Below are 26,858 nucleotides of genomic sequence, written 5' to 3' on the forward strand. Positions count from 1 at the left end.
CTCGTCGGCTAGTAGTTCAGTCCCTTTTATGATTTGCTTTTGTTCCACCATTTAGAGGCAACCACGTCTGTTTTACTTTCTATAAGTTCCATGACCTCTTCACGACGTTTGGCTTTGAACAGGTCGATCATATCTATCAAATCATTGCGATCCAATAATTTAACCCCGTTGACAGCAGCAAGTGTTTTACAGGATTCCGTGTAACGTCCGGAGGTGATAACGATGGACTTGTCGGCCGCGTAATAACGCATAGAGGTGTAAATTTCCTGCACTGCGCCCAAGCCGACCGGATGTTGTACAGCATAACGCTTGGCCTGAATTACGACTCTGGCGCCTTCACGGTCTGTAAATACCAGATCTGCTCCAAAATCCCGGCTGCTGGTTGTTTTATAAATGTCCTTATAGCCAAGTGCGGATAATAGCCGCTGCAAATAAAGCTCAAATTCCGAGCCATCCTCCATACGATCTATATCCTGAATTCCGATTTTACGCGGGTCCAGATCACGTAAAATCCGATTCCGACGACCACGTATCATTCCCCTGATGATGAGCACAAGCAGTAATAGTAATACAATAAGTCCTATTCCTAATTCCTTATATGCCGATAATTGCTCCAGCAGCATTCCTCTTCCCCTTTTCTACAGCAGGCATGCAAGCGGTATATTCCTTAGTAGAGTTACCGTTACTACCTATCACACTGACACAACTTCACACAAAAGCAACCCCGCCGAATTCGACGGGGCTGCCTTCATTTTATCTCAAAGTTGCCTACATTCTAAACTCCGCAATATTATTCACGATTCAGCAAAGATTCTCCGGCAATACCAGGCTGAGTCATTTGGTACGGGTCCAATATAATGTCCAATTCTTCCTCAGTCAGTACATTATATAGCAGACACAGCTCACGTACCGATTTGCCAGTCGTAATTGCTTCGCGGGCAATGCGTGATACGACCTCATAACCGAGGTGCGGATTGAGCGCTGTAATAATACCTACACTGTTCTCCACATATTCACGGCACCGCTCCACATTTGCTTCAATTCCTTCCACACAGTGAACACGGAAAACGTGGAAGCCCTGCTTCATAATTTCCAGTGATTGCAGCAAATTGTAGACAAGTACAGGCTCCATCACGTTCAGCTCCAGTTGGCCTGCCTCCGAAGCCAAGCAGATTGTATGATCATTACCAATGACCTGAAAGGCAATTTGATTAATGACTTCACACATCACTGGATTTACCTTGCCCGGCATAATGGATGATCCTGGCTGACGAGCAGGCAGACTCAGTTCTCCCAGACCAGCGCGTGGTCCAGAAGCCATCAAACGGATGTCATTGGCCACCTTGGACATATTCATCATACAAATTTTCAAGGCAGCGGACACTTCGGTATAGGCATCCGTATTTTGTGTGGCATCTACGAGGTTTTCGTCTGCTTCCACAGGAAAGCCACTAACCTCAGCCAGTACCTCAGCGACACGCTGAATATAACGACGGTCTGCATTCAGGCCGGTACCCACTGCAGTTGCACCCATATTAATGGTTAGCAGGTGATCTTTGGTTGCACGAACGCGTCCGATATCACGGCCCAGCACACGAGCATAAGCCTGAAACTCCTGCCCTAATCGGATCGGCACTGCATCCTGCAAGTGGGTTCTACCCATTTTAATCACACTATCAAACTCAGTGGCCTTGCGGGAAAAAGCTTCCTGAAGCTCACTCATGGTGACTAACAGCTTATCAATCATACTTAATACAGCCAAATGTACAGCCGTAGGAAAAGCATCGTTCGTCGATTGCGCCATATTAACGTGATTATTAGGACTGATCTCCTGATAGTCTCCTCGCTGCTTACCGATCAGCTCCAGCGCCCTGTTTGCAATCACTTCATTTGTATTCATATTAATGGACGTGCCTGCGCCGCCCTGAATCGGATCGACGATAAAATGATCATGCAACTGTCCTTGAATAATCTCGTCAGCAGCCTGAATAATGGCCTCTGCTTTGGGGCGATGTAAACGGGTTAGTTCCATGTTTACCGTCGCTGCTCCCTTTTTTACGATCGCCATGGCTTTAATCAACTCAGGATGCAATCGTTGGCCTGTAATTGGAAAATTTTCTTTTGCTCTTAGAGTTTGTACACCGTAATAAGCATCTGACGGCACTTCCTTGGTTCCTAAAAAATCATGCTCCAGCCTCATATTCTTTGATTCCTCCGCTGTGTTTGCTACGTTCTTCAATTCAGTACAGTCAAATGACATAAAAAGACCTTTTCTGATTTCCTCTTCATTATATGTTCCGATTCCCGTGCTTTACCAGTCGAATAAACGCGGAAAAAGGTTATGTAATCCTATGACAAGTTATGATTTCCCGCAAATACCACGGTTATTCGGCAAATGCTCAGCTATGACTGGAATACGGATTTAATGGCTTATAATAATATCGAGTGGCGTGCAGCTGACCATCGGCTGATTGAGCGTAGTTCGGAATAACACCAGCTTCCACAAACCCGATCGACTCATATAATCTATTAGAAGGATCTCCCACCCGCGTATCCAGCACCAGTAGGGTTCTGTTATGACGCACTGCCTCTTCTTCGGCTGCCTTCATTAACTGTCGTGCGATCCCAAGCCTGCGTCCGGACGGATGCACCATAAGCTTTGCAATTTCTGCACGATGTGTAGCGTTCGCTTTTTGAGCCAACTGAAGCTGAACCGTCCCAACAGGTATTCCGTCCTTCTCGGCAATCCACAGAACTACATCGTCCTCAAGCACACTGTTCCAATAAGCTGCTGCCTCCTGATACCCCAGTGGCGGTAAGAAACCTATAGATGCACCATCAGCAACCACGTCGATCAACAGCCGGCTTAGTGAATCTGACAATACTTCGCTGAGCACTTGAACAGAGTATATTCTCACTTCGTTAGACATTGTAATTCCTCCTGATGAGTTCAATCACATGCAAGAAAGAAAGTAAACTATCTTTTTAGGATAGATTACTTTCCATGATACTTCGTTTGCTTAATCACCCTTACTTCTATGACTGCTCTGCCATATAAAAGAACTCCCATAGATGACCATCCAAATCCTGAAAACTCCAGCCAAACATAAAACCATGATCTTGAGGCTCATTGGAGGGTTTGCCGCCTGCTTTCAAAGCTTTGTGAACGATCTCATCCACCTTTTCTCGGCTCTCCACCGATAGGGCAACAATCGCTTCTGTGCTTTTCGTGGCATCTGAAATTTCCTTTGAAGTGAATGCTTTAAAACGTTCTTCAACCAACAGCATGACAAAAATATGTTCACTAACAACCATGCAGGTTGCATGTTCATCCGTGAACTGAGCGTTGAATTCAAATCCGATGGTAGTGAAAAAATCAATGGAGTGTTGCAGGTTTTTAACTGGTAAATTCACAAAAATTTGTTTAGCTGTTACTCCCACGACATTTCACCTCTGCATTCTATTCATTCTACTTTATCATACTACTTCTCCACAAAAGATAACTTAACTATCGTATAAAGTCAATCAATCTGACATTTATCTAGTTCTGTGATGGTTAAGTCAATTGGCTTTGATCACTCCCCATTTTCCTTATGATTACGCTTACAAACATACCCTATATTTAAGATACCACAAATTAGCCAATTTAGTACCTGAATTATGTAAAATGAATTCTTCTTGCCGTAGCATAATCAGATCATATTATTGTAAACTTGTTCTAATACAGAAAAAGGTGGCATTACACACTATGGAGCATTTGCTTAACGATCAGGTTAAAAATATTCAAATCAGCGGCATCCGCAAAATCGCCAATAAAGTTGCCGCATTACCCGGAACTCTGTCATTAACGATTGGGCAGCCAGATTTCCCCACCCCTGTACACATTATGGAAGCTGCCCATCGGGCGATTGATGAAGGTCGGACCACGTATACACCTAATCCGGGACTACCGGAATTACGCGAAGCCGCAGCAGCGTTTGTAGATCGCAAATACGGCCTGAATTACCGAGGACAGGATGAGGTTATCGTGACGAACGGAGCCAGTGAAGCGCTGGATATTACCCTGCGCACGATTTTGTCACCCGGAGACGAAGTCATTCTACCTGTGCCGATCTACCCAGGATATGAACCATTGATCCGTTTGTCAGGTGGCATTCCAGTGTTGGCTGACACCCGCAACAGCGGCTTCAAGCTAACGGCCGAGGTACTAGAGCCTTATCTGACTGAGCGGACAAAAGCAGTCATTCTCGGGTATCCTTCGAATCCAACCGGACGAGTAATGAGCCGCGAAGAGCTGGAAGCAGTCGCAGATTTGCTCAAGGAACGCGATCTGTTTATCATTTCGGATGAAATATACAGCGAACTGATTTATGATACATCGCACGTATCTATTGCGACTCTTCCAGGTTTGCGGGAGCGCACCATCGTCATTAACGGACTGTCCAAATCACATTCCATGACAGGATGGCGCATTGGTTTTACACTTGCACCTGCTGAAATCACACAGCACATGGTCAAAGTGCATCAATACAACGTGACCTGTGCTAGCTCAATTAGCCAATATGCAGCACTAGAAGCCCTGACCGCTGGGGTGGATGATGCACTTCCGATGCGCGATGAGTACCGCAAACGTCGTGACTATGTACACGGAAGACTGGCTGATATGGGAATTCCACTGGAGAAGCCCGAAGGAGCCTTCTATCTCTTCCCTTCCATCGCCCATTTTGGATTAAGCTCGATGGACTTCACCTTAAAGCTGCTGGAAGAGCAAGGAGTGGCTGTCGTGCCGGGAGATGCCTTTTCTTCCTATGGCGAAGGTTACATTCGCTTATCTTACGCCTACGGACAGGATGTGCTGGAGCAAGGGTTGGATAAAATAGAGAGGTTTGTTAAAGGAATTGTGAGAGGTTAAGGTGGTTAGGGGCGCTACGCAGTCCATTTGATCTTCCAATCGCTGTTGCTGGGGGATTCTTTAATTGTATAAAACATTTATAGGTAAGAATCCCTCAGCAAAGGCGAACGCTGCCGCTTCTCCAGATTCAATTGGCCCGCTTCGCTCGCTGCCCGCCTTAAAGTCCCACAATTTTCTAAGGTATGTGAAGTGGTAGGGTTAAAGACATTACTTACCGCTTCGCGCGGTGAGTACACAAAAAAGGCCCTTGAACCACCTACGTTGGTGGTTCAAGGGCCTTTTTGTTCTCACTACTCCCTCACCGTCGGCGTGGGATTAACAGGTACGTTGCTTTAAGCACGGCGCAGCGGAGGGGGCGGAATGGTGCTGGACAAGCGAAGCGGTCGCCTTAAAATTCCGATTTTCACCTTTACATATTCAATCATAAAAATCGGAATTTAACAGCGATGGTAAGCACCATCCGCCTCCGCAGCGGCTTCTAAAGCACCATTCCCTGATCCACAACGCCACTCCCCTACTTTAAATGCATTTTGAATTGCAGGAACAATTCATTATAGTGAGCGAGCATTCGCTTACCCAGATTGTTGTATACTTCCAGCTTATCTGTAATTTCAGATGGAGGATAGAAACGCTCATCGCCAGAAATATCCTCAGGCAGCAATTTCTTTGCATCCTTGTTTGGCGTGGAGTAACCTACAAACTCGGCATTTTGAGCGGCTACATCGGGCTGCATCATAAAATTGATAAATTTATGAGCCGCGTCCACATGGGTGGCCGTTTTTGGAATAACTATATTATCGAACCACAGGTTGGACCCTTCATCTGGCACGACGTAATCCAGCTTATCATTCTGATCCATGATTTCGGAAGCATCACCGGACCATACAACTCCAGCAGCAGCTTCCTCGTTGGCCAGCAGCATTTTAATCTCATCGCCAACCACTGCCTTGACATTGGGTGCTAGCTTCTCCAGCTTCGTCAAAGCTTGCTGCAAATGCGCCTGGTTCGTATCATTCAAGGAATAGTGGAGACTGTTCAACGACATGCCCATAATCTCCCTAGCTCCATCAACTAGCAACAGATTATTACGCAGCTTCGGGTCCCATAGGCCATCCCAGCTATGAAAATCAATGCCCTTCGTTAGCTCCGGGTTAAAGACAATCCCGACTGTACCCCAAAAATACGGAACCGAATATTGGTTATTCGGATCAAACGAAAGGTTTAGATAATGAGCATCTACATGCTTCAAATTCGGCAGTTTGCTGTGGTCCAATGGGAGCAACAGATGCTCCTGCTTCATTTTAGCTAAAGCGTATTCCGAGGGAACCGCTACATCAAATGAAGTTCCCCCCTGCTCGATTTTCGTCAGCATCGCTTCATTGGAATCAAATGTTTGATAAATGACGGTAATGCCCGTCTCCTTCTGAAACCGTTCCAGCAGCTCAGGATCAATGTAGTCTCCCCAGTTGTACACCGTCAGTGTGTTACCACCGGAGTAGCCTTGGCTGGAGTTCAGCCAGGCTGCCACGCCCATCAGGCCAAACGAGATAATGAAAATGGACAGAAACACGCGCACAAGCGACTTCATCTAGGCACCCCCATTTCCGCCGCAGGCTCTTTTTTACCATTACGATTCGCCTTGCGCATGATAAAGTAGTAGCCCACCACCAGCAGCACAGTAAACAGGAATATGAGCGTGGACAGCGCATTGATGGACAAGGAAACCCCTTGACGGGCACGTGAGTATATTTCCACTGATAAGGTCGAATAGCCACTGCCAGTCACAAAAAAGGTCACCGCAAAATCATCCAGCGAGTACGTTAACGCCATAAAAAAGCCTGCATAAATTCCTGGCTTGATAAAGGGCAAAATCACCTTGGTTAGCACATCCAGCCGGCTGGCACCCAAATCACGCGCGGCATCGACCAGAGATGGACTCATTTCCTGAAGGCGTGGCAAAATCATAATGACCGCAATCGGCACACTAAACGCAATATGGGATAACAAAACAGAGTAAAAACCCAGCTTAATCCCAACCATCGTGAACAAAATGAGGAAGGAAGCGCCAATAATAACGTCCGGGTTCACGATTAGTACATTGTTGAGCGACAGCAGCGTATTTTTGACTCGACGGTTCTGCATCTGATGAATAGCCAGCGCACCCATGATCCCAATTATCGTAGCCAATGCAGACGACAGCAAAGCAATCACCAAAGTGTTAATGACAATAATGATCAAACGGGTGTCTGCGAACACCTCTTTGTAATATTGAAGTGTAAAGCCTTCAAACTCGTGCATGGTCCCGCCGCTGTTGAAGGAATAGTACATCAAATACAAGATAGGTGCATACAACACGAGAAAAACAATCACCAAATAAATATTTCCGAATCGGTTTTTATTTGCCATGCCGCACCCTCCGTTTCGTTCGCGAGGTGAGCAGCATAATGATCGCCATCGCCAAAATCAGGAACACAGCAACTGTAGAGCCCATACCCCAGTCCTGAGTAACCAGAAAATGCTGCTCTATCGCCGTTCCCAGCGTAATCACACGGTTACCCGCAATCAGACGGGTAATCATAAACAGCGACAGCGCTGGAATAAACACAGCCATACAGCCGGATCGCACACCCGAAAGTGTTAACGGGAAAATAACCCTGCGAAACGCGGTCCATTTGGAGGCTCCCAAATCACGGGCTGCGTCCAGCAGTGAAGGATTCAAGCCTTCCAACGCGTTATAGATGGGCAAAATCATAAAAGGCACAAAAATATACACAGATACAAACACAAAGCTGGAGCTGGTAAACAATATTTGCTGACCACCCAACCCAACCATTCCTAGCACCGCATTCACCGGACCATAGGTTCCGAAAATCCCGATAAAAGCATACGTTTTGAGCAACAAGTTAATCCAGGTTGGCAAAATAATGAGCAACAGCCACAGCTGCTTATGCTTGGTGCGAGTAAGTAAATAGGCCGCCGGATACGCCACGAGCAGTGAACATACCGTAATCAGAAATGCATACCAAAACGAGCTAAGCGTCATGCTTAAGTAAACAGGTGTCAGAAACTGAGCGTAGTTGCTGAATGTGAGATGACCATCCACATCAAATAGTGAATAGTAAAATACAAGGACAACTGGCGCCGCCACGAACAGCACAATCCATAAATAGTAAGGCAGCAGATACGCTGCTCTTGTATTACCGGACATGCTGATCTACCTCTTCATAGGCTTCCAGACGCCGATCGAATTCTTCCTCTGTCTCCCCAAAGCGCATGACATGAATGGCTTCCGGGTCAAATTTCAGGCCGATTTCACTTCCCAGCTCCGCCTTTTTGGTAGAATGCACGAGCCATTCCTGTCCTGAATCATCATAGCAGCTTATTTCATAGTGAACCCCACGGAACAATTGAGTATCCACCTTTACCCGCAGCTTGCCTTCAGCAACACTCGTAATCTCCAAATCCTCGGGCCGGATCACAATTTCAATCGGTTCGTTCGGACGCAATCCTCCGTCAACACATTCAAACTGTCGACCGTTAAATTCCACTTGATAATCCGCGATCATACGTCCAGGAACAATATTCGATTCGCCAATAAAGTCAGCCACAAATCGATTAATCGGCTCATCATAGATATCATTTGGCGTGCCGCTCTGCTCAATCTTGCCTTTGTTCATGACAAATATTTCGTCTGACATGGCCAGCGCTTCCTCCTGATCATGCGTAACGAATATAAAAGTGATTCCCAGGCGCTGCTGCATTTCACGCAAAATATACTGCATTTCTGTCCGCAGCTTTAAATCCAGTGCCGACAAAGGTTCATCCAGTAAAAGAACATCAGGCTCATTGACGATAGCCCGTGCAATCGCTACACGCTGACGCTGCCCCCCGGACATCTCGGAAATTTCCCGTTCACCGTAGCCTTCCAGATTGACAAAGGACAACGCCTGTGTCACCTTTTCCTGAATGTCCTTTTTGTTCATCTTTTTGATTCGCAGACCAAAGGCTACATTTTCAAATACGTTCAGATGTGGAAATAGCGCATAATCCTGAAAAACCGTATTGACCTGCCGCTCATTGGCCGGAACACGATTAATGAGTTTATCATTCAAATAAATAGAGCCTTCTGTCGGCTCTGCAAAACCTGCAATCATACGCAAAATTGTCGTTTTACCACAACCGGAAGGGCCCAGCAGTGTATAAAACTTACCACGCTCAATCTCAAAGCTGACATCCGCCAGCACCGGGGGATCGTTGTCATATTGTTTGGTCACCCGCTCAAATCGGATGATGGTTTGCTCTCCCATAACACCCTCCTTCAAAAATTCGACTTCATTCCATTACATTCTCTTCATTAAACATAATTATTCAGGCTGTATCATTCACCCTTGAGACTTCCATATAAAATAGTCTGTCAGCACGCGGATGGCTACCTCAATGGCTTCCTCTGCAGGCTCCAGCTTGGCATGATGCAAGCCATAAGGCGTATCTACGCCAAGCCAGAACATCAGACCGGGAATTCGCTCCAAAAAATATCCGAAGTCCTCTCCCGTCATCGCTTCTCCGCATTCAACGAGCTGCACATCCTTCCGATTACTGACCCAGTTCATGAATTCCTCAGTCACCTTGGCTTCATTGTACACTTGCAAATAATTGGAGCCATAATGAATCTCCGCTTGACATTCAAACCCAGCTTCCACACCGCGCACCAGCGCCTCAATCCGCGATTTAACCAGCATCATCGTATCGGCAGACAGCGTACGGATTGTACCTTCCAAACGAGCGGTTTCCGCAATAATGTTCTGCTTCGTACCTCCACTAACCTTGCCAACAGTAATGACTGCTGCATCCAGTGGGTTCACGTTACGGGCTACCACCGTCTGTAATTGCCCTACCAGCTGGCAAGCAGCTACTACCATATCATTCGCCTTGTGTGGATAAGCAGCATGTCCGCCCGTACCCTTGAGATCGATGAAAAGCTCTGATGTATTGGCAAACAGGATACCCGGGCGAGTAGCAATTGTGCCTACAGGATATTCTGGTGCAACATGCAATGCGACAATTTCATCCGGCATCCAGTCGGCCAGCTCCGTGCTGTCCCGCATAGGCAAGGCTCCACCAGGTCCTTCCTCCGCAGGTTGAAACAACACGACCAGATCATCCTTAATCGGATGACTCGCAAAGTGAGTCACAATTCCCAATCCAATCGTCATATGTAAGTCGTGTCCACAAGCATGCATGTAGCCAGGATGAGTCGAACGGAAATCGTAACCCGTCTCTTCCTCGATGGGTAAACCATCCATATCACAACGATATCCATAGCGGCGCTTAGGAGCCGTTCCATGAATGAATACTAACACGCCCGTACGCCATGTACGAATCTCCAGCCGCTCCTGAGGGAGCGTTTCCAAGTAGTTCAGCAAGTATCGTTGTGTTTTATATTCCTCAAACCCTGGTTCGGGAATTTGATGCAGATCCCTTCGTATTTGAACAAAAGAACGATAATCGGCTGTACTCATTTTGCTGCTACGCCTCCTCTTTATAGCTCATCAGCTCTTACCTGGCAAAAGAACAAAAGGACAAAAGCCCGGCGCAGCCGCCGAGCCTTGTCCGTTGTGCTTCGTCCCTATGTTATGCTGTCAGTGTATCATGCTCCTGACAAGGAATCGTTCACCTTTGGTACATAAAGAACTTTGCCTTCTTACAAAACGCGCAGTTCTTTCAAAATCTCAGTTTTGGATTTGGTCTTGTCATCGACTTGTTTGATTACACGTGCAGGTGTACCCGCTACTACAGAGTATGGAGGCACATCTTCAGTTACAACCGCTCCGGCTGCGACAACTGCACCTTTACCAATGCGTACGCCTTCCAGTACAACCGAGTTCGCACCGATCAATACTTCGTCTTCTACGATAACGGGCTGTGCGGAAGGTGGCTCAATGACACCTGCAAGGACAACGCCTGCACCGATGTGGCACATGTTGCCTACTTTAACACGACCGCCAAGTACAGCATTCATATCAATCATAGTGCCTTCACCAATCGTAACGCCAATGTTAATTACTGCACCCATCATAATGACTGCGTTGTTACCGATGCCTACCATGTCACGGATATAGGCGCCTGGCTCAATGCGTGCATTAATGCCTTTCAAATCCAGCATAGGAACAGCGGAGTTACGGCGGTCATTTTCCACCACATAATCTTCTTCTTTAGCATTTGCGCTATCCAGTACCGGCTTGATATCGGCCCAATCACCAAATACCACACCGCTGTCTCCAGAAATAAAAGCTTGAACGTTCTCGCCAAAAGATGCGGAAGCCAAAGCCCCTTTTACATATACTTTAACAGGCGTCTTTTTCTTGCTGTTTTTAATCACGTTGATGACTTCTTGTGTATTCATTTCGATGGACATATTAAATCTAACAACTCCTTCATCGCTTCATACGACTTCGCAAGCCGGAATGATCTTATTCTCTCATCCTTTATAGCACAAAAGTGCAGGTCTCGCAATTACAGATTAGACCCTCGAAGCGCTAAGCTAGTACCTGAAACAACAAATTTCAGCAGTTTAACTGCCTTAAATTCATAATTATAGGCCAGCGTCCATCTGACTTTATATTAGGATTATTTATTAGCTTGCAGGCTCTCCAGCGATGTATAAATGAAGGATTCAAATCCTTCAGCAGGCTCCCCTTGTGGAATATTCACTTTCACGCTGAAAGCCCCTGTAGTATTTTCCACAACAATATACTGTTGTGTAATCTTCGAGCCGTTCGCTTGCAAGAACAGACGGCTGCTGGTCAGCACTTTAGGCACGTCTGCTTTGTCCAGCTTTTGCACCTTGCCAATGGAAGCCAAGTCCTTCTTGCCTTCTTTTTGAAGCTCATCTAAATTAAAGTTGGAGGGCAACTTCGTAATTTCGGCGTAGTAGTTATCATCTACCGCCAAAGCGACACGGTTTTGATCTGGGAACAGGGACATCGGGTCAAACACATACAGCGAATAGCCCTCTCCCTTTGCCAAGGTTGCTGTCTGCTTTTCCTTTTTCCCTTCAAGGGTAAGGTCAAAAGTTTGAGTTTTCGCACGTTCCCCGCCTACTTGTTGACCAGAACTTCCGTTTTGATTGCCATCTGTTGCAGCCTCTGTCTTTTGAATTTTCGTTAAAGTCAGTTGCTTCGCTGTCGCGTCGCCCTCTACTGCTTGTTCGTTATATTCAAACGCTACTGGATCACCTTCTTTAAGTCCAGCTATTACCGTATCCATCCCCTCCCCTAATTGGAAGGATTGGGCTTCGCCGTTGGTTTCAATCTCTACCGTATGTGGGTCAGCAGCTCCGTTATATACGCCTGTGCCTTTTTTAACCTGCGGTTCAGCAACCGGCTCTGGTGCGACTTGCGGCTGTTGCGTTTGCGGTTGGTCTGCCCCTGAAGGTGCATTGTTATTGGTTTGCGGTTTCGTACCACAGGCTGATAGAGCCAGCACTGCCACGACAGTCAGTAGTATGATTGAAAATGTGTTATGTTTTTTCATAAAATCCACCTCCACTATGTTTGACGAGCTTGTGCAGCAAAATTTCTATGCAGCATCTCACTTAAAATCCTCCCTCTCGCTCCCGTTGATTATATTCTCAGTATTTTGCAAAATCCTAATACCATGGGAATGCCAGGTACGGTATAATGAGCTATATTAAACCTCATTTTCGAGATACTGTTAGAAAGAATTTTAACGTATTTATTTTCTTTCATACGGATGGAGCTGCCACATGAATCAAGCACACAAACCGTCGTTTTCCTTTGAATTATTGTACATCATAGGTATTATCGCTATTTCGTTCTCCTCGATCTTCGTTAGATGGTCTGAAGCCGAGGTGTCCGTCATCGCTATGTACCGTTTGTACCTGACCAATCTGCTGATGCTGCCATTGGTCTGGAAATACCGCACCGAGCTATTCAGCCTCACTCGCAAGCAATGGATGCTGATCCTCTGGTCCGGAATCGCGCTAGGGCTGCATTTCTTGCTGTGGATGGGCTCGCTGCGACTGACCACCGTTGCAAGCTCTACTGTTATTATGACATTGGAACCGATCCTTGTCATGCTCGGTTCTTTTTTGTTTTTCCGGACAGGCACGAATCGCGCTATGCTCTTCGGAATGGGTATGGCCTTTGTCGGCTCACTGGCCATCGGTGCAGGGGATTTTCATGTCTCAGGACAAGCCCTGCTCGGAGATGCACTGTCCTTTTTGGGTATGGTCGCCGTGTCCATCCATATGCTGATGGGCAAGCATCTGCGCGAGCATTTGAGCGCTTTTGTCTATAATTTTTGGGTTTTTATCATCGCAGCCACATCGCTTGCGCTGTATAATGTGGTCAATGCTATACCTTTTACTGGATATGCGCCACGGGAATGGGGACTGTTCCTGCTGCTTGCCATTGTGCCTACGCTGTTCGGACATTACCTGTTTAACTGGCTGCTCAAATACATTAACGCCACCGCTGTGTCGATGGCGGTACTCGGTGAGCCTGTTATTTCTTCCCTGCTGGCGTGGGTGCTGCTCGGGGAAAGGCTGTCTGCCTTGCAGTTTGGTGCAGGCTTTTTCATTCTGTTTGGAGTATGGGTTTTCATCCGATACGGAACGGATTTTAAAAAGCAAGTTGTCCACCAAAGTGAAATGCCTGACAATGAGCCCCCCCTGAAGGTTAGCTCTTAGCTTATTACCCCATTTTCATAAACCATACTCAATGGATTAAATTTACTGTTAAAAAAAGGAAGGCGGAATCCTCTATGAAATCCATCGTATCTAAGCGCTGGCTGTTGGCCCGATTGTATGAACCCGACATAATCATTGCCGACTGCCGTTCCGTGCTCGGACAAGCCGGGGCTGGACGGACCGAATTTAATGAAGACCACATTCCTGGGGCGATTCACTTCGATTTGGAAGAAGACCTTACCGCTCCTCTAGGCGAGCATGGTGGTCGCCATCCACTACCTGATGTAGATACACTCGCTGCACGTCTGAGCCGTGCCGGGATCAATGCAGGTTCACGCATCGTCGCTTATGATGACCAAGGGGGGATGATGGCCTCCCGCTTCTGGTGGCTGCTGCGCTACCTTGGTCATGAGCAGGTATACGTGCTGGAAGAAAGCTACAGCGCTTGGAAGGAAGCAAAATTCCCCGTTACGGCAGACCAGCCGATTCGCATTCCCTCGACCTTTGTGGCAAATATTCAGCCGCAAATGCTCACAAGTATGAAAGAAGTACAACGTATATCCGAAGCTTCTGTTCCTGTTGGCTCCTATATCGGGTTTTCACCTATATTGATCGACTCCAGAGAGCGGCCACGCTACCTGGGACTGGAAGAGCCTATAGATCAAGCAGCGGGGCATATCCCCGGTGCAGTGAATTTCTTCTGGAAAGAGGTCTTGGACGAAAAGGGTGCATTTAAAAATGCAGAGCAGTTGAAACAGCATTTCTCTGATCTTGATCAGGACGCTGAGATCATCGTATATTGCGGATCAGGCGTATCCGCCTGCCCGAATGTTCTGGCCTTGAATGAGGCAGGATTTAGTAATGTGAGACTCTATCCAGGAAGCTGGAGCGATTGGATCAGCTATGAGGAAAATCCGGTGGCGACCGGGGAGGAATAATCCGTTTTTAACGGATATAAAGGTTTTAAAGACAAACCCACTGCCTTAAGCGGTTAGACTCATGGCAGTGGGTTTGCTTTATTTATGTAAAGGATCTCTAGGTTGATTTCGGAATATAGTTATCATTAGCTTTTCATACTAATTAAAATATAGGGTTTAATTCCAACCACTTTTGAAGCAGTTTAATATCTTCATCTACATTCCTGATGACAGCAGAGTCTCCCCAAGTATTTGGAAGATAAGAAATGTATAGAGTGCCAATATTAAAAATTCTTCTGAAGGGAATAAAGAGGGCAATAGAATCTACTTCACTTTGGCTCATAGCTCTAACCTTGTTATATCCATTTAAGAATTGATATTTTCGTTCTTCTCTCTTTTTTAATTTCGTTTCGTCACATCCCATGCCAAATGGGAAAGCATACATAGATATGTCATATGCTCTCCATCCATTTCCACAGAAATCAAAATCAAAAAGGATAGGATTGCTGTTAGCGTCAACTCGGATATTCCCACTATATATGTCGCCGTGACATATACCATATTGCGGTCTTTCAACAGTTAAATACTCTAGTTTATCGCTCACATTCTTTGCAACTTCCTCTAAAAAATGCAGGTCAAAATCATGAATGGTTGAGAACTGTCTGATAGCATCCATAGAATTATCTATAAATGAGGCAGCATCTAGATTCCATCGTTTTTTTCCAAGCTCACATTTGTCCCAAGCATTATGAATTGTAGCGATATAACTACCTAATCTCTCGTTTAATTCAGCCGTTTCCGCAATTTGATTAAACTCAAGTTTTCCAACAGACGTATATAGCACTCCATACCTTATCCCATTTGCAGTGTTGAACTGTGAAATAAATTTTCCATCATGTCTTGTAACTGGTGTAGTGATTTCAATGTCTGATGATCTTAGGTGATTGAGCAAATCTACCTCTGCTTGTATTTCTTCCATGCTTCTGATCCCTTGACGGTATACCTTAAAGAAATACTCTTTTTCGTCTGCATTAACTCTATATATGTCATGTATGCCTCTATAAAATAACCGGCATTTAAGTAAGCCATAAGAAAAATATTCTCTTGAAATGTACTCACGAAGTGCATCGGCAGATAGTACAGATATCTCCAACGGAAAAAAATCCAAATAAATATCTCCCTTCAATTTTATTTCTCATCGAATTTATCGATCATTTAATCCCTTTCCTGCGAGAATGTCCTGCATACATTTTTCAATCCTCGATTCCCGAGTTTTAGATTGTTTGGGCGCAGCAAAATGCATAATGTATGCTCTTTGTCGTCCCGGCGTCAATGCAGCAAAAGCAGTTTTCAAAGCAGGATTTTCATCTAATTTAGCTTGAAATTCTTCTGGAAAAATGAGTTCTGTATTCTTTTTAAAATCCACTTTCAAACCGGCTTTTTCCACTTCAACGGCTTCAATAATATAGGCTTTCAAGATGGTTTCCATCTCAACAATTTCTTCAACATTCGTGAACCGAATCTGCCGCCCTGCCTGCGTATCCTCCCCAGGTTTGATTAGAATACCATTGGGGTCTTTTAACAAAGCACCTTTGAAAAACATAAGCGCACAGTGTTCTTTAAAGCCTTGTATTATAGCTATGTTACTATTCTGAAACATGTAACAAGGTTTACCCCACTTCAGTTCTTCAGTGAGCTGGCAGTCAAGCATGATTGCTCTCAACTTCTCCATTTCCGCCTTCCATTTGTTCACTTTTCCTAAATACACATCAACCTTAGGATTCATTTCCTCTCTATTTGTCATGTTAGCTCCCCCCTTATGTTTTTGCTCATCATGTTTATGTATAAATATTTACAGAAAATCGATTTTCGATACGAATACAGAAGAAATCACGATATCAAGGGCAAAGCCGAAACGTATATTTTTTATTATACGAATTCAGTCAATCGAAGAATAGCCGTCACATTGCTATATTTATTATATGTTCACCTCATCCCATCTATAAATTACATAACCCAAACTTCTTCGTTCACTTCTCTTGTCTTTATTTTCTCACTCCAACTCATTATTCTTGAGAATTCTACCGCACCCAATACTCCCCATAGCAATGGAAAGAATAGAAATATGGCATTTACCAAAGACAATAATATACCCATCCCTACATCATCCATTGTTCTTATTGATTTAAAACAAATGTGCACCACTAGTGTCAGACTAAATAATCCCAAGCCTATAATACTTACTATTGGTTTGTCTTGCATTCTCATTTTTTTATTCCCTTCGGTTCCAATTACATATAACGATGCTGTATTCACGATGTCCTAGCGTTTTAGGACTAACAGTCCGGCTGCCACTTGCGGCAGTTAAGCGGTAGGGTGTGTCTGTTGAATTACTTCCCCGAAATAGCTATCCAATATTTTGAACAATTATATATCTTAATTCATATTCTTGTTGTTTTTCTGCATGTGTCAGATATTCTTTTATGGAACCAGTTTCTAATATATTCAAATCATTAAAATGTTCAATTAAATTTTCTTCAGTAAAGAAGTGAGCATATTTCCCTTTCTTGTATTCATATGTTCCTTCCTCAACTTTTCTACCCACGCCATTATTAAAATCGCGATCAGAAAAACACGTAAAATACATCACTCCCTGTCCCTTCAAATGTATCACACAATTCTGTATCAGTTTTTTTCGGTCTTCCAACAAAAATAAATGTAATAAATCATAACAATATATGCCGTCATACCTTTTGCTTGTACGAAACTCTAACACCGATTCTCGAATAAAATTCGTTTTTAAATCCCATTCTTTTGCTAGATCTATAGCTGAACTAGATATCTCAATTCCATCAACCTGAAAACAAGAAGAGAGCATCTTAGTATTTCTCCCATATCCAGCACCAGGAACCAATATATGATGTGCATTATTCTTTTTGAACAAATCTATAGCTTGCGTTACAGTTTGACTTGGTTCACAACCCCAAATCATTCCTTCTTCAGCAAACCTTTTGTTCCAATAATCTCTCATATTATTCACCTGCCTATATACTCACATAGCTCTTCTTTTAAGCTCATCAATCTGTCTTATATGATGTTGATCATGCCAGATAAAATCTCTTAGATAAGATATTACAGTAAACTTCCCGTCAGTATATTCTTTAGTAAACTTATCATCTTCCAAACTCTCTATGCTCTGCAATATCATGTTACGGTACTGAATAGTCATTTCAATTAATTCTTCCTTCGTTTTTGTTTTCCCATATTCAACAGTATCCTGATTAAATTGATTAAAATCAATATGTGTTAATGTCAAAGGCGTATTGTTTAATATCGGATGTATGGCTGCTTCATAAAAGTATTTATCCCACAGCAGTATATGACTTACGATATCGTGAACTGACCATTTATCTTCGGCAATCTTTATTTGCCAATCCATTTCACGAATCTCAGAAACAAAACATATCCATTCCTTGAACTCCTCTAGTAACTGCGACTTTTCATTCATGGTTTCCACACCCCTCTTTTCAGATTTGCGTTAGTTAGAATAACGTATTTGTATTCATGAACCCCAAAAGTGGGGTTTGCTAAAAATTTTTATGAATTCTATAATGATTATTTCTTTCAGCATCTATTTCTATCTCACCAACAAACTTAAAATCACTTTTTTGAATAACTCTATTGGATGGTCCATTCTCAAGTAATGCAATTGCATTTAACTCTTTAATCTCCGTATTTTCAAATAAATACTGAGTGTCTTTACATTCTATAGCCAGGCTATACGTGGAATTCTCTTTAGAGTGCATAGCGCTTCACCTTTGATTGTATTGGTATTATAATGATTTGCACTAATTTCATTTAACTGTACCAAAAGAAATCTTCATATTAGGCGCATATACTAACCAAGATTTATCACTGAACTCTTCAGAAAAAGTTGCTTTTGCTTCATATTGTTTTTGAGCTTCCATTTCGTTTAATCCTCTGGCCAATAAATTTTTGAATACCTCTGAAATATCATTAGGTTCTTGTCCCAAGCCTTCTTCTTTTAAAGAACTATAAAGCATGTTTTTACTTTCCGTGTCCATGTTCTGATCAAGAAAGTTCACCTTATCGCTAACCCTACACCCTACATTTCTTAAGCCTAGCTGGCTTAGCATGATCGGTATTTGGATGCCTATATTTCCGTCCTTAGCCGTACGCTTATGATCTCTCTCATATAACTCCTGTAGAATCCCTAACCGGATGACATCGCTTTGTTCAATTCCGTCTAGATAATAATTCGCCATATTACCAATCCAATGCGGTTCAAAACAGATAACCATTCCATTATCCTGGACACTATCAAGCATCTTTTGTAGAACACTCTTTGGATTAGGCATATGTAATAAAAAAGCATGACTGACTGCTATGTCATACTTCTTTTCTAATTCCACTTTTTCAATATCACACTCTACAAATTCAGCATTATAAGAGAGTTTCGAAAATATTTCATTGGCTTGCTTTATTAATTCCATGCCTTTGTCAATGCCAGTATATGTTGATCCATTTGGTAGCAATGGAAGAAGCTTTAGTCCCAAATATCCAAATCAGCATCCATAATCTACGATCTCTACAGGTTTATTTATCTTCCACACCTTTTGTATAAGAAATTCCAAATAATCATCGTTATAGTACAACCAGCGGGTATTTCTTAGGTAATCAATTTTAATGTCCCAGTAGTATTCAGACATAAAAATCCCCCTAGTTATTTTATTACGTCGCTTCTCCGATAACTTGCTCTAATGACTAAATTCCTTTCTAATCATGTCCTTCTTCTCATCTATTATTTCCTTTAACTTAATAGCCTCTTTTTCTGTTATTTCTCCATTTATTCTTTCAGCTTCTATTTCTTCTTTAATATCCTCTAATAAGGCCCTTGTCTGATATAACCTCAATCCAGTCCATTCAGAAATAAAAAAATCATCCTCTACCGTACCATCTAGATTGAAGATCAGCCTGTAATAACCTATATGATTTGTTCGATACTCGATTCTAATTTTCACTTCAACATACTCAAGATCTCTATTAATTGGGTCTAAATATTCCAAGCTCTTGATATGTAAGGAAACATCCTCTATTAAGATCTTTAAATAATCTTTATCATAATCCCAAAATAACTCATCAAATTGCTCAGGCTCCTCGAGCCTATAGTTATTTAAATTAAGCCAAAAAGCCTCTAATGCCCGACTTCTTATATTGTGTTTGTCTACCCAATCTCTTAGCTTTTTTACATCCATAAGATCCATCACTCCATAAAGTATTTTGCTGTATTTCAGATAAAGTTTCGTGGCCAAGGAAGCAAAAGCGACCACAGTGTGAATTACTTAATTCAATTTCCCTTTAGGCTCTACTCGAACTAGCACCTCTTCCATAGTCATCTCTGGGGTAATAATTATCGTTTTGTTTAGTTTTCGACTTAGGCTTTTTAGGAAGTTCATGAGTATATCTATTTTTTTCTCTGAGTCTATCTGTATTGGTGAAATATCAAATTCAATAACGCTTCCTTCATAAAAATGCCCACAAATATCAATTTCACTATATTCAATAGTTATCCCAATACTTGCTTCTTTTTTAATTCTTAACAATTCAGCAATATCCCTAATTCTTGTAATTAGCCCATCTATAGTCACTCGATAATTAATTTCGTTACTTTCCAAATACTCAAAAATTATAGCCCATATTTGGATGTCTGTATCCAATATATAAATGTCCCTTAGACTTCCATCTTTAAAGAATACTTCATTCGCTACTTCATCGTAATTCATGCAAACCTCCTAACACTCCGCGTTTCACCTAACGTGCTTATATTTCACGAGTCCTCACTATCTATTTGCTTCTAATCTTCGTTCATTCTATCTGCTCGTATCCAACTCATTTCCTCAATGTTTAATAATTCTTTAAACTCTTCTACTAATTCATGCTCAGATTCTAATTGTGTATAGTAACTATTATTTAAAATATCCTCTAATTGTTTTATTTGTTTATTATCCAGTTCAAAAAATCTAAATGTTTCTAAATTGCAATTTGTAAACTGTTTTGCTATTTTCTCATTGTATTCATTAGATCTCAGAACTTCTTCAATTAATTCAATTCTGATTTTGTCCCCTCTAGGGTCGACATATAAAAATTCAATGTGATCTTCCTCTGGATATCTTTCTTCTGCAAGCTTAATAATTGAAGTATCTAATAAAACATAAGATATATGAAGACTTGCTATCTCTTGTGAATTGTAAACTACACGGTATCCCCAACAGTGATCTTCAAAATTATAAAAATATAACACTGGGATTTTTTCTGAAATTTGAAATAGACTTTCCGGAATTTCTTCACTTTCTTCTGTGTCTTTGGTTATAAAAACAAACCATTTTTCATTTAAATCCTCCGCGTATACAGGATGATGCTCAAGAATTGCCTCTTTATATTTCAATAGTGATAAGCTTCCTGAAGTCAATTCACTCATTGTTTTGGCTCCTTTTTAGTCATACAAATTTATATTTTGTTAATTTATTTAATTCGATCACTTGTTCTTGATTAAAATAGCCCACTAGGCAGCCCTGATCTAAATTTGAAATATACAATTTCATGGATTGTTCAGTCTTTGTTAACTCATTAAATTTCTTGAATATCTCCATATCCAACCAATCATCCTCTACTTTCATTTCCCATCTTATAAATTCATTCATATATTCAAAGGAGACCCATACTGTGCTATTCTGAATATCTACGTAATCCGTTATCTTATTTAAATTAAGTTTTGTCATATTCTCTAATCGCATTATTACTCTTACATAATCTCTATGATCCTCAATACATTCCGTATCCAGATACCAAATTTTATCAGATACATTTATAAATTCATCATTTACTACAACTTCTCCACCTAAAGTAAGTAGTAGCAAGTTGTAGGGATCTTCTTCATATTCACTTTTTGAAGTTTCTTCTAAAAGTAATTCTTTCTTTAAACCTGCCCTCATAAAAATACCCAATTCAGAAAGTTGGTTTAGTTGTTTTTCAAATATTGTCTTCTTTTTCCTAAATAAACCAAACAGCTTGAACACCTTCTTTTTATGGTTTGCGTCCTTTTCCTATAACGTTCTTGTATTCATGAATCTTGCTAGGGGTTGTTTGCTAAAATACCTCCTCGAAAGCCATCCCGCAGACCAAGGCCCCATAGGAGATGCTGCTTGAATATGATGTTAAGTGATGTCTTAGCTTCTTCGAAGCAGTGTACATTATTGTTTTTCTATTATTCCAAAAGTATCATGAATGACTCTTTCATAGTTTGCCCATTCAAAATAAAAGGGACCTATATTTATTGGTTTGTTCTCATGCTCCAATTTGAAATCCTTCCATATTACAATTTCTTCTTCCCTGTCAATTTTCACTGAAATATAACCACACTCTTCATCTCCACACCAAGGACATACAAGTATTGGATATCTATAGTACATATCCTCATGTGGTTTCTTTAGTAAAAAATATTGAATCATTTCTTTTTGTTGATCTTCGCTTCCCCATCCTAAGGATGGAACAAGATCGTGTTTCTTGAGCATTTGGTAAAGTGATCTTCCATCAATAATTAAATCTGCAAACTTTGTGTTTTTATTTCCATCTTGTTCTGGGTCAAATTCATCATATCGGCTGGAAAGTTTAGTTTGTAGAGTGTTTATCGTTGTCATTGGTTTCTCTCCTTGTTGATTATCTAGATTTCACATAACGTTCTTGTATTCACGAACCCTCACTGGCTTAAGGACCAAAGGACTGGCGTGATGCGCTTAATCAGTGCAGGATTGTTCTGATGCACTTTATCAAGGCCTCGACCGGACCAGGGAATCAGCGCCCAGCGATCCCGGGTCAGACGATACCAACGCACTTCTGCGAATTACTTACGAACATCCTTAAGCTCTTGCAACAATACAATCCAGTTATCAGAGAGATAACCAATTAAGTACTCAAAAATATCTCTATCGATTGAATATATGTACAGTCCATCGGCCAATTCTTTAATTCTTTCAAGCAGCCTCTTATTAATGTCATGTCTCTCTTCAAATGGTGTAACTTGATATTGTTCCAATTTTATTTTTCCATTAAAATTAATACCTTCAATAATATCCCTTATCTCCTTCATAATAGACGAATCTTCTTCCGCTCTAATTAGCTTTAAAGCAGCAATTGTTTCATTCAAGTACTTTCCAGTGGCATTTTCCAGAAATCCGAAAACCCCATTCATTGATAATTCTGTATCAAAATCTATTAGCAAAATAATAGTCCGCAAAGATTCTGGTACCTCATAAATTATGTCTCGTATTGAGCTAGCCTCTTCTCCGTAGATAACACTACCCATGTGTTCCACAAGATCTGCAGCCGAAAAGTTATTATGGCGCGGAATTAATAGCTTTATAACATGATTTAGGGTGCTCATCATATTCACCTTGATTTCATAGTTTTGGTTTTACATGGTTCATGTAACGTTTCTGTATTCATGAACCCCAAAGGGTTTGTCTGCGAAATTCCTCTTCGTAATCCAACTCGCAGACCTAGGCCCCATTGGAGACGCAGCTTGAATATTATATTTTAAAGGTCACTTCCTTCATGATTTCCTCAACGTTAATTTGGTTCAAATCCTTTGTCAGTATTATTTCCAGAGGTTCATTCTCAAGCATTAAACATCCAGCATCTCTATATCCAAGCTTCCTATAAAAATGTTGAGCTCCTTCATTCGACTGTGTTGAGGTCATGACCATCTCAAATCCCTTTTGTTTCATTAATTCTTCCCAATAGTGGACAACTTCTTTACCAATACCTGTTCCTCTGTACTCCTCATCTATCCATATCATATTCATAAATGGTGTGTTGTCCCAAAAAAATCCGTATCTCATCCAACCTATTTCTTGATTGGATTCTCTAATTATTAGAATTTCATTTTCTTTTATTTTTGGTCTTATCAGTGTTTTATGTATGTGCTTGTCTCTTAACGAGATATACTCATAATCTGATTCAATTGCAAAATCAATCTGCATTGTAAATCCTCCCTTTCATGCTTTTCATTAAATATCTTCTTGGTAACACTTAGCACTGATGTATCATAACGTTTGTACATTACATAAGTTTATAAAGTCTTTTTAAAAATGTATAAGTCACCTTCTTCTCTAACCTTAGTAAACCCACACTTTGAATAAAAGTGATGATTCTTCACACTCCAGCTAGGAGTATCCAGCCACCATTCAGTGCTATCTGGAAATTCACTTTCAATTTTCTCCATCACCTTCGTTCCGATTCCTTGATTTTTAAAATTTGGATCAATAAAGATCCTTCCTAGATTATGCACTCGATTACATTCTACAAATATCATAGCTCCCCCGATTATTTCTCCATTAAAGAGTACCTTGAAATATTCGCAATTTTGCATCATTTCTTCTTGCCAACTTATGGAATCATATCCTATGGGCCCAACGGTTCCGTTAATATTAAAATGCTTTGATTCATCCTCAAAACTGGCCTTTTGTATTTCAGCAAGTTTTTGTGCATCATTTTTTCTAGCTTTTTCTAATGTCAGCACCCAACATACCTCCATTATTTTTTGTTTTTTATTTTTTTCTTGCACAGGTTTCGTCTAACCTTCCCGTATTCATGAATTCCAAAGGGGTTGTCTGCTGAAACCCTCCTCGAACTCTCCCAGCAGGTCAAAGCTCTGTGAGAATTCTTAAGCTTGAATATTATGTTATCAGAAGTTACCGAACTTCTTCATTATGTATTCAAAATCAATCTGCAATTTTTTGACTCCAAACTGACATCAGTGCTTAACGTAAAGGATAAGGATGAAAATGGAATAACTTCGTCAAACACTAACTTTTAAGTCGAGCTTTTTTATTTTTTATTTTAAAACTTTTACATATTGGAATTATCTCAAGAATATAATCGTATCGATTAGAACAATCAAAAGAGTATAATTTTGGCATATATAATTATTCTTGGAGATTATTTCTTTGAAACAGAAGCCTTTCGGTAACAAAATAATTTAGTCCATGGTCGATTTTTTGACAGGAAATTAGTCATAAGGAGATGTAGAAATGGCTGTGATGCTTGAAGTAACATTAATCGGAATTTCTTATGGGCACAACTTGGATGGAGGATCTTTAGAAATATCCGGTGATCTTTATGTGAAAACAATAAATCAAAACCAGACGGAAAAAGAATCTTTTGTTATGTTTTCTACAAATACACCTGTGACAATAGGCGTTGGAGAGATGTATAGAATTGGTACAGCGGTGAGAATTGCTATTTCTCATGATCAACCCACAATATTTGCTAGGTATATAAGACTTGGTGGTTTCTTAAGCATCGGAAGTCCTAAGTATATAGATATAGACTATGTTTATTCTGCAGCTACTCAATATTATAGGGTTATTTTTCCTAATCAAGATGTTAGTAAATCTGCTGTAGCTCAATATTCGATTAGATGGTTACATTATATTTGATACTATTTTCCTAATATTAGTATAAAATGAAAACCTTATTTTTTATTATCTTCATTATGGGTGTCAGTCTCAAACAAACCTCTACATTAGAGGCTCATCTGGACGATTTTCGTTCGTGCCCCTCGACACCACGGTTCAGCAAATTCCAAAATTGTTCAACCATGACCGCTGACGGATATGGCATTGAACGGGTAATCCACCATTCCAATACCCCCACTGCTGCTGAAATTAAAAATTGCACCGTAATGTCCCTGTTCATTTCCTGATCAAGGTTGATCGAATCCAGATGCGCGCTCAGACTTTGCCGAAACATTGTCTCCATTTGGTTCCGAAAAACCGTACTTCCCTTGTTCGTCAGCATTCTTGAATAGAATGAAGCATGCTGCTCCAAATATTCAAACGTGCGCAGTAGTGCGGTTTTGGAAGGGACATGAAAGAAATTATCTTCAGACATACAATTGCGTAGTAACTCGTTAATTTGAGCTTCCATACATTGATCGCGCAGATCGTACTTGTCAGTGAAATGCAAATAAACCGTTCCACGATTGACATTCGCTTCCTCCGCAATTTGATTGATCGTAATTCTCTCGAATTCCTTTTCTGACATCAGCCTCATAAAAGCATCAATAATGGCTTGCCTCGATTTTTGAATACGCCTGTCCATATCCTTCTCCCCTTTGTACCATCCGAAAAAATGAACATTTGGAAGTCCTATGTTGAAAAATCAACAACCACGCTTGTTTTAACCATTGAACCCCATATACCGCTCTGATACATTCATTTTATAAAATTTATGTTGATGATTCAACATATGTTCAATTTTAAAGAAGCCATAATCATGAAAGCTATTGTTTTAACAATCTTTGAGATGAATTTATCCACAAGAATTAGGAGGGTTTTAAAAATTGAAACTTACAGGAAACACGATTTTTATTACAGGCGGTGGTTCAGGGATTGGACGTGCGTTAGCAATAGCTCTCCACAAGCTTGGAAACAAAGTTATTATCTCCGGTCGACGTAAAGAGCGTCTGGAGGAGACGATCAAAGCGAATCCCGGCATGTCTGCAGTGGAATTGAATGTACAAGATCCTGCCAGCATAAAGGCGGTCGCCAAGCAGTTAATCGAAGAATACCCGGATGTTAATGTCTTGATTAACAACGCCGGCATCATACAGTCCGATGACTCGGCGGGCGTGATTGATGAGGATGTTTTGATTTCGACTGTCACGACAAACTTGCTAGGTCCCATTCGGTTAACTTCTGCATTCATCGAACATTTGAAGTCCAAAGAAGAAGCGGTTGTCATCAACACGACTTCAATACTTGGATTTGTACCATTAGCGACAACTGCTGTATATTCCGCGACGAAGGCAGCACTTCATACCTATACGCTGTCCCAAAGGTACATGCTTAAAGACACATCGGTAAAAGTAATAGAAATTGTACCCCCATGGGTTCAAAGCAACAACGATGAACCACGGGCGATGCCGCTTGCTTCATTCATTGATGCAACAATAAAGATACTCGGCACGGATACAGACGAAATTTTGGTGGATGAAGCGAAAATGTTTCGAAATAACCCTGGCCCGAACGAAAATGTTTTTGTGACCCAGCTTAACGATACGATGAATTCTGAACCTCCAAAGATCCATTGATCCATCTGTAATTTAATTTTCAAAAATTTAAGCGAACATGAAGTAAACACTCATCTCCGTCTACTTCATGTTCATTTTACTGCAACTTGTACGTGGAATAAGAAAAAGTGCCAAGCGGTCACACCCATGTTTATTTCTTAAATAATT

The 26,858-nt window shown here is 41.5% G+C and carries 31 protein-coding genes and 1 pseudogene; 5 read left to right on the forward strand and 27 right to left on the reverse strand.

What is annotated here, in order from left to right:
- Positions 1–26 precede the first annotated feature (26 nt).
- The 4 genes from ACH59B_RS17235 to ACH59B_RS17250 form a co-directional block, all read right to left on the reverse strand.
- Positions 27–623, reverse strand: coding sequence for a restriction endonuclease (locus tag ACH59B_RS17235; RefSeq protein WP_016821685.1), 597 nt, complete (start codon positions 621–623; stop codon positions 27–29).
- A 167-nt stretch (positions 624–790) separates the two neighbouring features.
- A complete protein-coding gene (gene aspA / locus ACH59B_RS17240) occupies positions 791–2,200 on the reverse strand; it encodes an aspartate ammonia-lyase (protein WP_016821686.1) in 1,410 nt (469 codons plus the stop codon).
- Between the two features lie 199 nt (positions 2,201–2,399).
- Positions 2,400–2,930 carry a GNAT family N-acetyltransferase gene (locus ACH59B_RS17245; protein ID WP_016821687.1) on the reverse strand — a complete coding sequence of 177 codons (531 nt, stop codon included), beginning with the start codon at positions 2,928–2,930 and terminating at the stop codon, positions 2,400–2,402.
- A 106-nt stretch (positions 2,931–3,036) separates the two neighbouring features.
- Positions 3,037–3,441 (reverse strand): VOC family protein, encoded by a 405-nt coding sequence (locus ACH59B_RS17250; protein ID WP_016821688.1) that lies wholly within the window; start codon positions 3,439–3,441, stop codon positions 3,037–3,039.
- 307 nt (positions 3,442–3,748) lie between these two features.
- On the opposite strand from ACH59B_RS17250, the gene ACH59B_RS17255 reads away from it, so the two are divergent.
- The gene (locus ACH59B_RS17255; RefSeq protein ID WP_016821689.1) at positions 3,749–4,912 is read left to right on the forward strand and encodes an aminotransferase A; all 1,164 of its coding nucleotides are present in this window, start codon (positions 3,749–3,751) and stop codon (positions 4,910–4,912) included.
- A 514-nt stretch (positions 4,913–5,426) separates the two neighbouring features.
- Here ACH59B_RS17255 and ACH59B_RS17260 read toward each other — a convergent pair.
- The 7 genes from ACH59B_RS17260 to ACH59B_RS17290 form a co-directional block, all read right to left on the reverse strand.
- Positions 5,427–6,500, reverse strand: coding sequence for a PotD/PotF family extracellular solute-binding protein (locus tag ACH59B_RS17260; RefSeq protein ID WP_016821690.1), 1,074 nt, complete (start codon positions 6,498–6,500; stop codon positions 5,427–5,429).
- Positions 6,497–7,318, reverse strand: coding sequence for an ABC transporter permease (locus ACH59B_RS17265; protein ID WP_016821691.1), 822 nt, complete (start codon positions 7,316–7,318; stop codon positions 6,497–6,499). The genes ACH59B_RS17260 and ACH59B_RS17265 overlap by 4 nt, the downstream gene beginning before the upstream one ends.
- Complete coding sequence (locus ACH59B_RS17270) at positions 7,308–8,120, reverse strand: ABC transporter permease (RefSeq protein WP_016821692.1); 813 nt, start codon at positions 8,118–8,120, stop codon at positions 7,308–7,310. Before ACH59B_RS17270 ends, ACH59B_RS17265 begins: the two co-directional genes overlap by 11 nt.
- On the reverse strand, positions 8,110–9,219 hold the full coding sequence (locus ACH59B_RS17275; RefSeq protein WP_016821693.1) for an ABC transporter ATP-binding protein: 1,110 nt from the start codon (positions 9,217–9,219) through the stop codon (positions 8,110–8,112). The genes ACH59B_RS17270 and ACH59B_RS17275 overlap by 11 nt, the downstream gene beginning before the upstream one ends.
- Before the next feature lie 75 nt (positions 9,220–9,294).
- Positions 9,295–10,431 carry an N-acetyldiaminopimelate deacetylase gene (locus tag ACH59B_RS17280; RefSeq protein WP_016821694.1) on the reverse strand — a complete coding sequence of 379 codons (1,137 nt, stop codon included), beginning with the start codon at positions 10,429–10,431 and terminating at the stop codon, positions 9,295–9,297.
- A gap of 182 nt (positions 10,432–10,613) precedes the next feature.
- The gene (dapD, locus tag ACH59B_RS17285) at positions 10,614–11,327 is read right to left on the reverse strand and encodes a 2,3,4,5-tetrahydropyridine-2,6-dicarboxylate N-acetyltransferase (protein ID WP_013372273.1); all 714 of its coding nucleotides are present in this window, start codon (positions 11,325–11,327) and stop codon (positions 10,614–10,616) included.
- A gap of 212 nt (positions 11,328–11,539) precedes the next feature.
- Complete coding sequence (locus ACH59B_RS17290; RefSeq protein ID WP_404302217.1) at positions 11,540–12,445, reverse strand: hypothetical protein; 906 nt, start codon at positions 12,443–12,445, stop codon at positions 11,540–11,542.
- Between the two features lie 232 nt (positions 12,446–12,677).
- On the opposite strand from ACH59B_RS17290, the gene ACH59B_RS17295 reads away from it, so the two are divergent.
- Positions 12,678–13,622 carry a DMT family transporter gene (locus ACH59B_RS17295; protein WP_017428241.1) on the forward strand — a complete coding sequence of 315 codons (945 nt, stop codon included), beginning with the start codon at positions 12,678–12,680 and terminating at the stop codon, positions 13,620–13,622.
- Between the two features lie 74 nt (positions 13,623–13,696).
- Positions 13,697–14,560 carry a sulfurtransferase gene (locus tag ACH59B_RS17300; protein WP_017428242.1) on the forward strand — a complete coding sequence of 288 codons (864 nt, stop codon included), beginning with the start codon at positions 13,697–13,699 and terminating at the stop codon, positions 14,558–14,560.
- 142 nt (positions 14,561–14,702) lie between these two features.
- Here ACH59B_RS17300 and ACH59B_RS17305 read toward each other — a convergent pair whose 3' ends face one another.
- The 15 genes and pseudogenes from ACH59B_RS17305 to ACH59B_RS17375 form a co-directional block, all read right to left on the reverse strand.
- Complete coding sequence (locus ACH59B_RS17305) at positions 14,703–15,725, reverse strand: phosphotransferase enzyme family protein (RefSeq protein WP_231124941.1); 1,023 nt, start codon at positions 15,723–15,725, stop codon at positions 14,703–14,705.
- A gap of 18 nt (positions 15,726–15,743) precedes the next feature.
- A complete protein-coding gene (locus ACH59B_RS17310; RefSeq protein ID WP_044788059.1) occupies positions 15,744–16,343 on the reverse strand; it encodes a YdeI family protein in 600 nt (199 codons plus the stop codon).
- 203 nt (positions 16,344–16,546) lie between these two features.
- A complete protein-coding gene (locus ACH59B_RS17315) occupies positions 16,547–16,807 on the reverse strand; it encodes a hypothetical protein (RefSeq protein ID WP_017428245.1) in 261 nt (86 codons plus the stop codon).
- A 139-nt stretch (positions 16,808–16,946) separates the two neighbouring features.
- Complete coding sequence (locus ACH59B_RS17320; protein ID WP_017428246.1) at positions 16,947–17,570, reverse strand: bifunctional 2-polyprenyl-6-hydroxyphenol methylase/3-demethylubiquinol 3-O-methyltransferase UbiG; 624 nt, start codon at positions 17,568–17,570, stop codon at positions 16,947–16,949.
- A 21-nt stretch (positions 17,571–17,591) separates the two neighbouring features.
- Positions 17,592–18,047: a DinB family protein gene (locus tag ACH59B_RS17325; protein WP_017428247.1), complete on the reverse strand. Its 456-nt coding sequence runs from the start codon at positions 18,045–18,047 to the stop codon at positions 17,592–17,594.
- Positions 18,048–18,126: 79 nt separating this feature from the next.
- Entirely contained in the window at positions 18,127–18,345 is a 219-nt protein-coding gene (locus tag ACH59B_RS17330) for a GNAT family N-acetyltransferase (protein ID WP_017428248.1), read from the reverse strand.
- Between the two features lie 48 nt (positions 18,346–18,393).
- Positions 18,394–19,269 (reverse strand): annotated as a pseudogene (locus ACH59B_RS17335) (class I SAM-dependent methyltransferase).
- Positions 19,270–19,317: 48 nt separating this feature from the next.
- Entirely contained in the window at positions 19,318–19,815 is a 498-nt protein-coding gene (locus ACH59B_RS17340) for a hypothetical protein (protein ID WP_017428251.1), read from the reverse strand.
- An 87-nt stretch (positions 19,816–19,902) separates the two neighbouring features.
- On the reverse strand, positions 19,903–20,343 hold the full coding sequence (locus tag ACH59B_RS17345) for a hypothetical protein (protein WP_017428252.1): 441 nt from the start codon (positions 20,341–20,343) through the stop codon (positions 19,903–19,905).
- Positions 20,344–20,414: 71 nt separating this feature from the next.
- Positions 20,415–21,038, reverse strand: a complete 624-nt coding sequence (locus ACH59B_RS17350) for a hypothetical protein (RefSeq protein WP_017428253.1) — start codon at positions 21,036–21,038, stop codon at positions 20,415–20,417.
- A 19-nt stretch (positions 21,039–21,057) separates the two neighbouring features.
- Positions 21,058–21,636 (reverse strand): hypothetical protein, encoded by a 579-nt coding sequence (locus ACH59B_RS17355; RefSeq protein ID WP_243537414.1) that lies wholly within the window; start codon positions 21,634–21,636, stop codon positions 21,058–21,060.
- Positions 21,637–21,810: 174 nt separating this feature from the next.
- On the reverse strand, positions 21,811–22,257 hold the full coding sequence (locus ACH59B_RS17360; protein WP_153795406.1) for an oxidoreductase: 447 nt from the start codon (positions 22,255–22,257) through the stop codon (positions 21,811–21,813).
- A gap of 203 nt (positions 22,258–22,460) precedes the next feature.
- Entirely contained in the window at positions 22,461–23,000 is a 540-nt protein-coding gene (locus tag ACH59B_RS17365; RefSeq protein ID WP_243537404.1) for a DUF4375 domain-containing protein, read from the reverse strand.
- A 145-nt stretch (positions 23,001–23,145) separates the two neighbouring features.
- Positions 23,146–23,598 carry an N-acetyltransferase gene (locus ACH59B_RS17370; RefSeq protein WP_153795390.1) on the reverse strand — a complete coding sequence of 151 codons (453 nt, stop codon included), beginning with the start codon at positions 23,596–23,598 and terminating at the stop codon, positions 23,146–23,148.
- A gap of 89 nt (positions 23,599–23,687) precedes the next feature.
- A complete protein-coding gene (locus ACH59B_RS17375) occupies positions 23,688–24,137 on the reverse strand; it encodes a GNAT family N-acetyltransferase (RefSeq protein WP_113049944.1) in 450 nt (149 codons plus the stop codon).
- A 511-nt stretch (positions 24,138–24,648) separates the two neighbouring features.
- Here ACH59B_RS17375 and ACH59B_RS17380 point away from each other — a divergent pair.
- On the forward strand, positions 24,649–25,056 hold the full coding sequence (locus tag ACH59B_RS17380) for a hypothetical protein (RefSeq protein WP_017428266.1): 408 nt from the start codon (positions 24,649–24,651) through the stop codon (positions 25,054–25,056).
- 94 nt (positions 25,057–25,150) lie between these two features.
- Here ACH59B_RS17380 and ACH59B_RS17385 read toward each other — a convergent pair whose 3' ends face one another.
- Positions 25,151–25,720 (reverse strand): TetR/AcrR family transcriptional regulator, encoded by a 570-nt coding sequence (locus ACH59B_RS17385; RefSeq protein ID WP_113049945.1) that lies wholly within the window; start codon positions 25,718–25,720, stop codon positions 25,151–25,153.
- Between the two features lie 241 nt (positions 25,721–25,961).
- Between ACH59B_RS17385 and ACH59B_RS17390 the strand changes: the two genes are divergently transcribed.
- Positions 25,962–26,711, forward strand: a complete 750-nt coding sequence (locus ACH59B_RS17390) for an SDR family oxidoreductase (RefSeq protein WP_123797451.1) — start codon at positions 25,962–25,964, stop codon at positions 26,709–26,711.
- Positions 26,712–26,858: the final 147 nt, after the last annotated feature.

This window comes from Paenibacillus sp. DP01, assembly GCF_044784315.1.
Lineage (GTDB): Bacteria > Bacillota > Bacilli > Paenibacillales > Paenibacillaceae > Paenibacillus > Paenibacillus polymyxa.

What these genes read in the sequence shown, in the direction of transcription:
- ACH59B_RS17235 (WP_016821685.1), bottom strand. Translation starts at nt 623, where the DNA reads ATGCTGCTGGAGCAATTATCGGCATATAAGGAATTAGGAATAGGACTT.
- aspA (WP_016821686.1), bottom strand. Translation starts at nt 2,200, where the DNA reads ATGAGGCTGGAGCATGATTTTTTAGGAACCAAGGAAGTGCCGTCAGAT.
- ACH59B_RS17245 (WP_016821687.1), bottom strand. Translation starts at nt 2,930, where the DNA reads ATGTCTAACGAAGTGAGAATATACTCTGTTCAAGTGCTCAGCGAAGTA.
- ACH59B_RS17255 (WP_016821689.1), top strand. Translation starts at nt 3,749, where the DNA reads ATGGAGCATTTGCTTAACGATCAGGTTAAAAATATTCAAATCAGCGGC.
- ACH59B_RS17260 (WP_016821690.1), bottom strand. Translation starts at nt 6,500, where the DNA reads ATGAAGTCGCTTGTGCGCGTGTTTCTGTCCATTTTCATTATCTCGTTT.
- ACH59B_RS17265 (WP_016821691.1), bottom strand. Translation starts at nt 7,318, where the DNA reads ATGGCAAATAAAAACCGATTCGGAAATATTTATTTGGTGATTGTTTTT.
- ACH59B_RS17270 (WP_016821692.1), bottom strand. Translation starts at nt 8,120, where the DNA reads ATGTCCGGTAATACAAGAGCAGCGTATCTGCTGCCTTACTATTTATGG.
- ACH59B_RS17275 (WP_016821693.1), bottom strand. Translation starts at nt 9,219, where the DNA reads ATGGGAGAGCAAACCATCATCCGATTTGAGCGGGTGACCAAACAATAT.
- ACH59B_RS17280 (WP_016821694.1), bottom strand. Translation starts at nt 10,431, where the DNA reads ATGAGTACAGCCGATTATCGTTCTTTTGTTCAAATACGAAGGGATCTG.
- dapD (WP_013372273.1), bottom strand. Translation starts at nt 11,327, where the DNA reads ATGTCCATCGAAATGAATACACAAGAAGTCATCAACGTGATTAAAAAC.
- ACH59B_RS17290 (WP_404302217.1), bottom strand. Translation starts at nt 12,445, where the DNA reads ATGAAAAAACATAACACATTTTCAATCATACTACTGACTGTCGTGGCA.
- ACH59B_RS17295 (WP_017428241.1), top strand. Translation starts at nt 12,678, where the DNA reads ATGAATCAAGCACACAAACCGTCGTTTTCCTTTGAATTATTGTACATC.
- ACH59B_RS17300 (WP_017428242.1), top strand. Translation starts at nt 13,697, where the DNA reads ATGAAATCCATCGTATCTAAGCGCTGGCTGTTGGCCCGATTGTATGAA.
- ACH59B_RS17310 (WP_044788059.1), bottom strand. Translation starts at nt 16,343, where the DNA reads ATGACAAATAGAGAGGAAATGAATCCTAAGGTTGATGTGTATTTAGGA.
- ACH59B_RS17315 (WP_017428245.1), bottom strand. Translation starts at nt 16,807, where the DNA reads ATGAGAATGCAAGACAAACCAATAGTAAGTATTATAGGCTTGGGATTA.
- ACH59B_RS17320 (WP_017428246.1), bottom strand. Translation starts at nt 17,570, where the DNA reads ATGAGAGATTATTGGAACAAAAGGTTTGCTGAAGAAGGAATGATTTGG.
- ACH59B_RS17325 (WP_017428247.1), bottom strand. Translation starts at nt 18,047, where the DNA reads ATGAATGAAAAGTCGCAGTTACTAGAGGAGTTCAAGGAATGGATATGT.
- ACH59B_RS17330 (WP_017428248.1), bottom strand. Translation starts at nt 18,345, where the DNA reads ATGCACTCTAAAGAGAATTCCACGTATAGCCTGGCTATAGAATGTAAA.
- ACH59B_RS17340 (WP_017428251.1), bottom strand. Translation starts at nt 19,815, where the DNA reads ATGGATGTAAAAAAGCTAAGAGATTGGGTAGACAAACACAATATAAGA.
- ACH59B_RS17345 (WP_017428252.1), bottom strand. Translation starts at nt 20,343, where the DNA reads ATGAATTACGATGAAGTAGCGAATGAAGTATTCTTTAAAGATGGAAGT.
- ACH59B_RS17350 (WP_017428253.1), bottom strand. Translation starts at nt 21,038, where the DNA reads ATGAGTGAATTGACTTCAGGAAGCTTATCACTATTGAAATATAAAGAG.
- ACH59B_RS17360 (WP_153795406.1), bottom strand. Translation starts at nt 22,257, where the DNA reads ATGACAACGATAAACACTCTACAAACTAAACTTTCCAGCCGATATGAT.
- ACH59B_RS17365 (WP_243537404.1), bottom strand. Translation starts at nt 23,000, where the DNA reads ATGAGCACCCTAAATCATGTTATAAAGCTATTAATTCCGCGCCATAAT.
- ACH59B_RS17370 (WP_153795390.1), bottom strand. Translation starts at nt 23,598, where the DNA reads ATGCAGATTGATTTTGCAATTGAATCAGATTATGAGTATATCTCGTTA.
- ACH59B_RS17380 (WP_017428266.1), top strand. Translation starts at nt 24,649, where the DNA reads ATGGCTGTGATGCTTGAAGTAACATTAATCGGAATTTCTTATGGGCAC.
- ACH59B_RS17385 (WP_113049945.1), bottom strand. Translation starts at nt 25,720, where the DNA reads ATGGACAGGCGTATTCAAAAATCGAGGCAAGCCATTATTGATGCTTTT.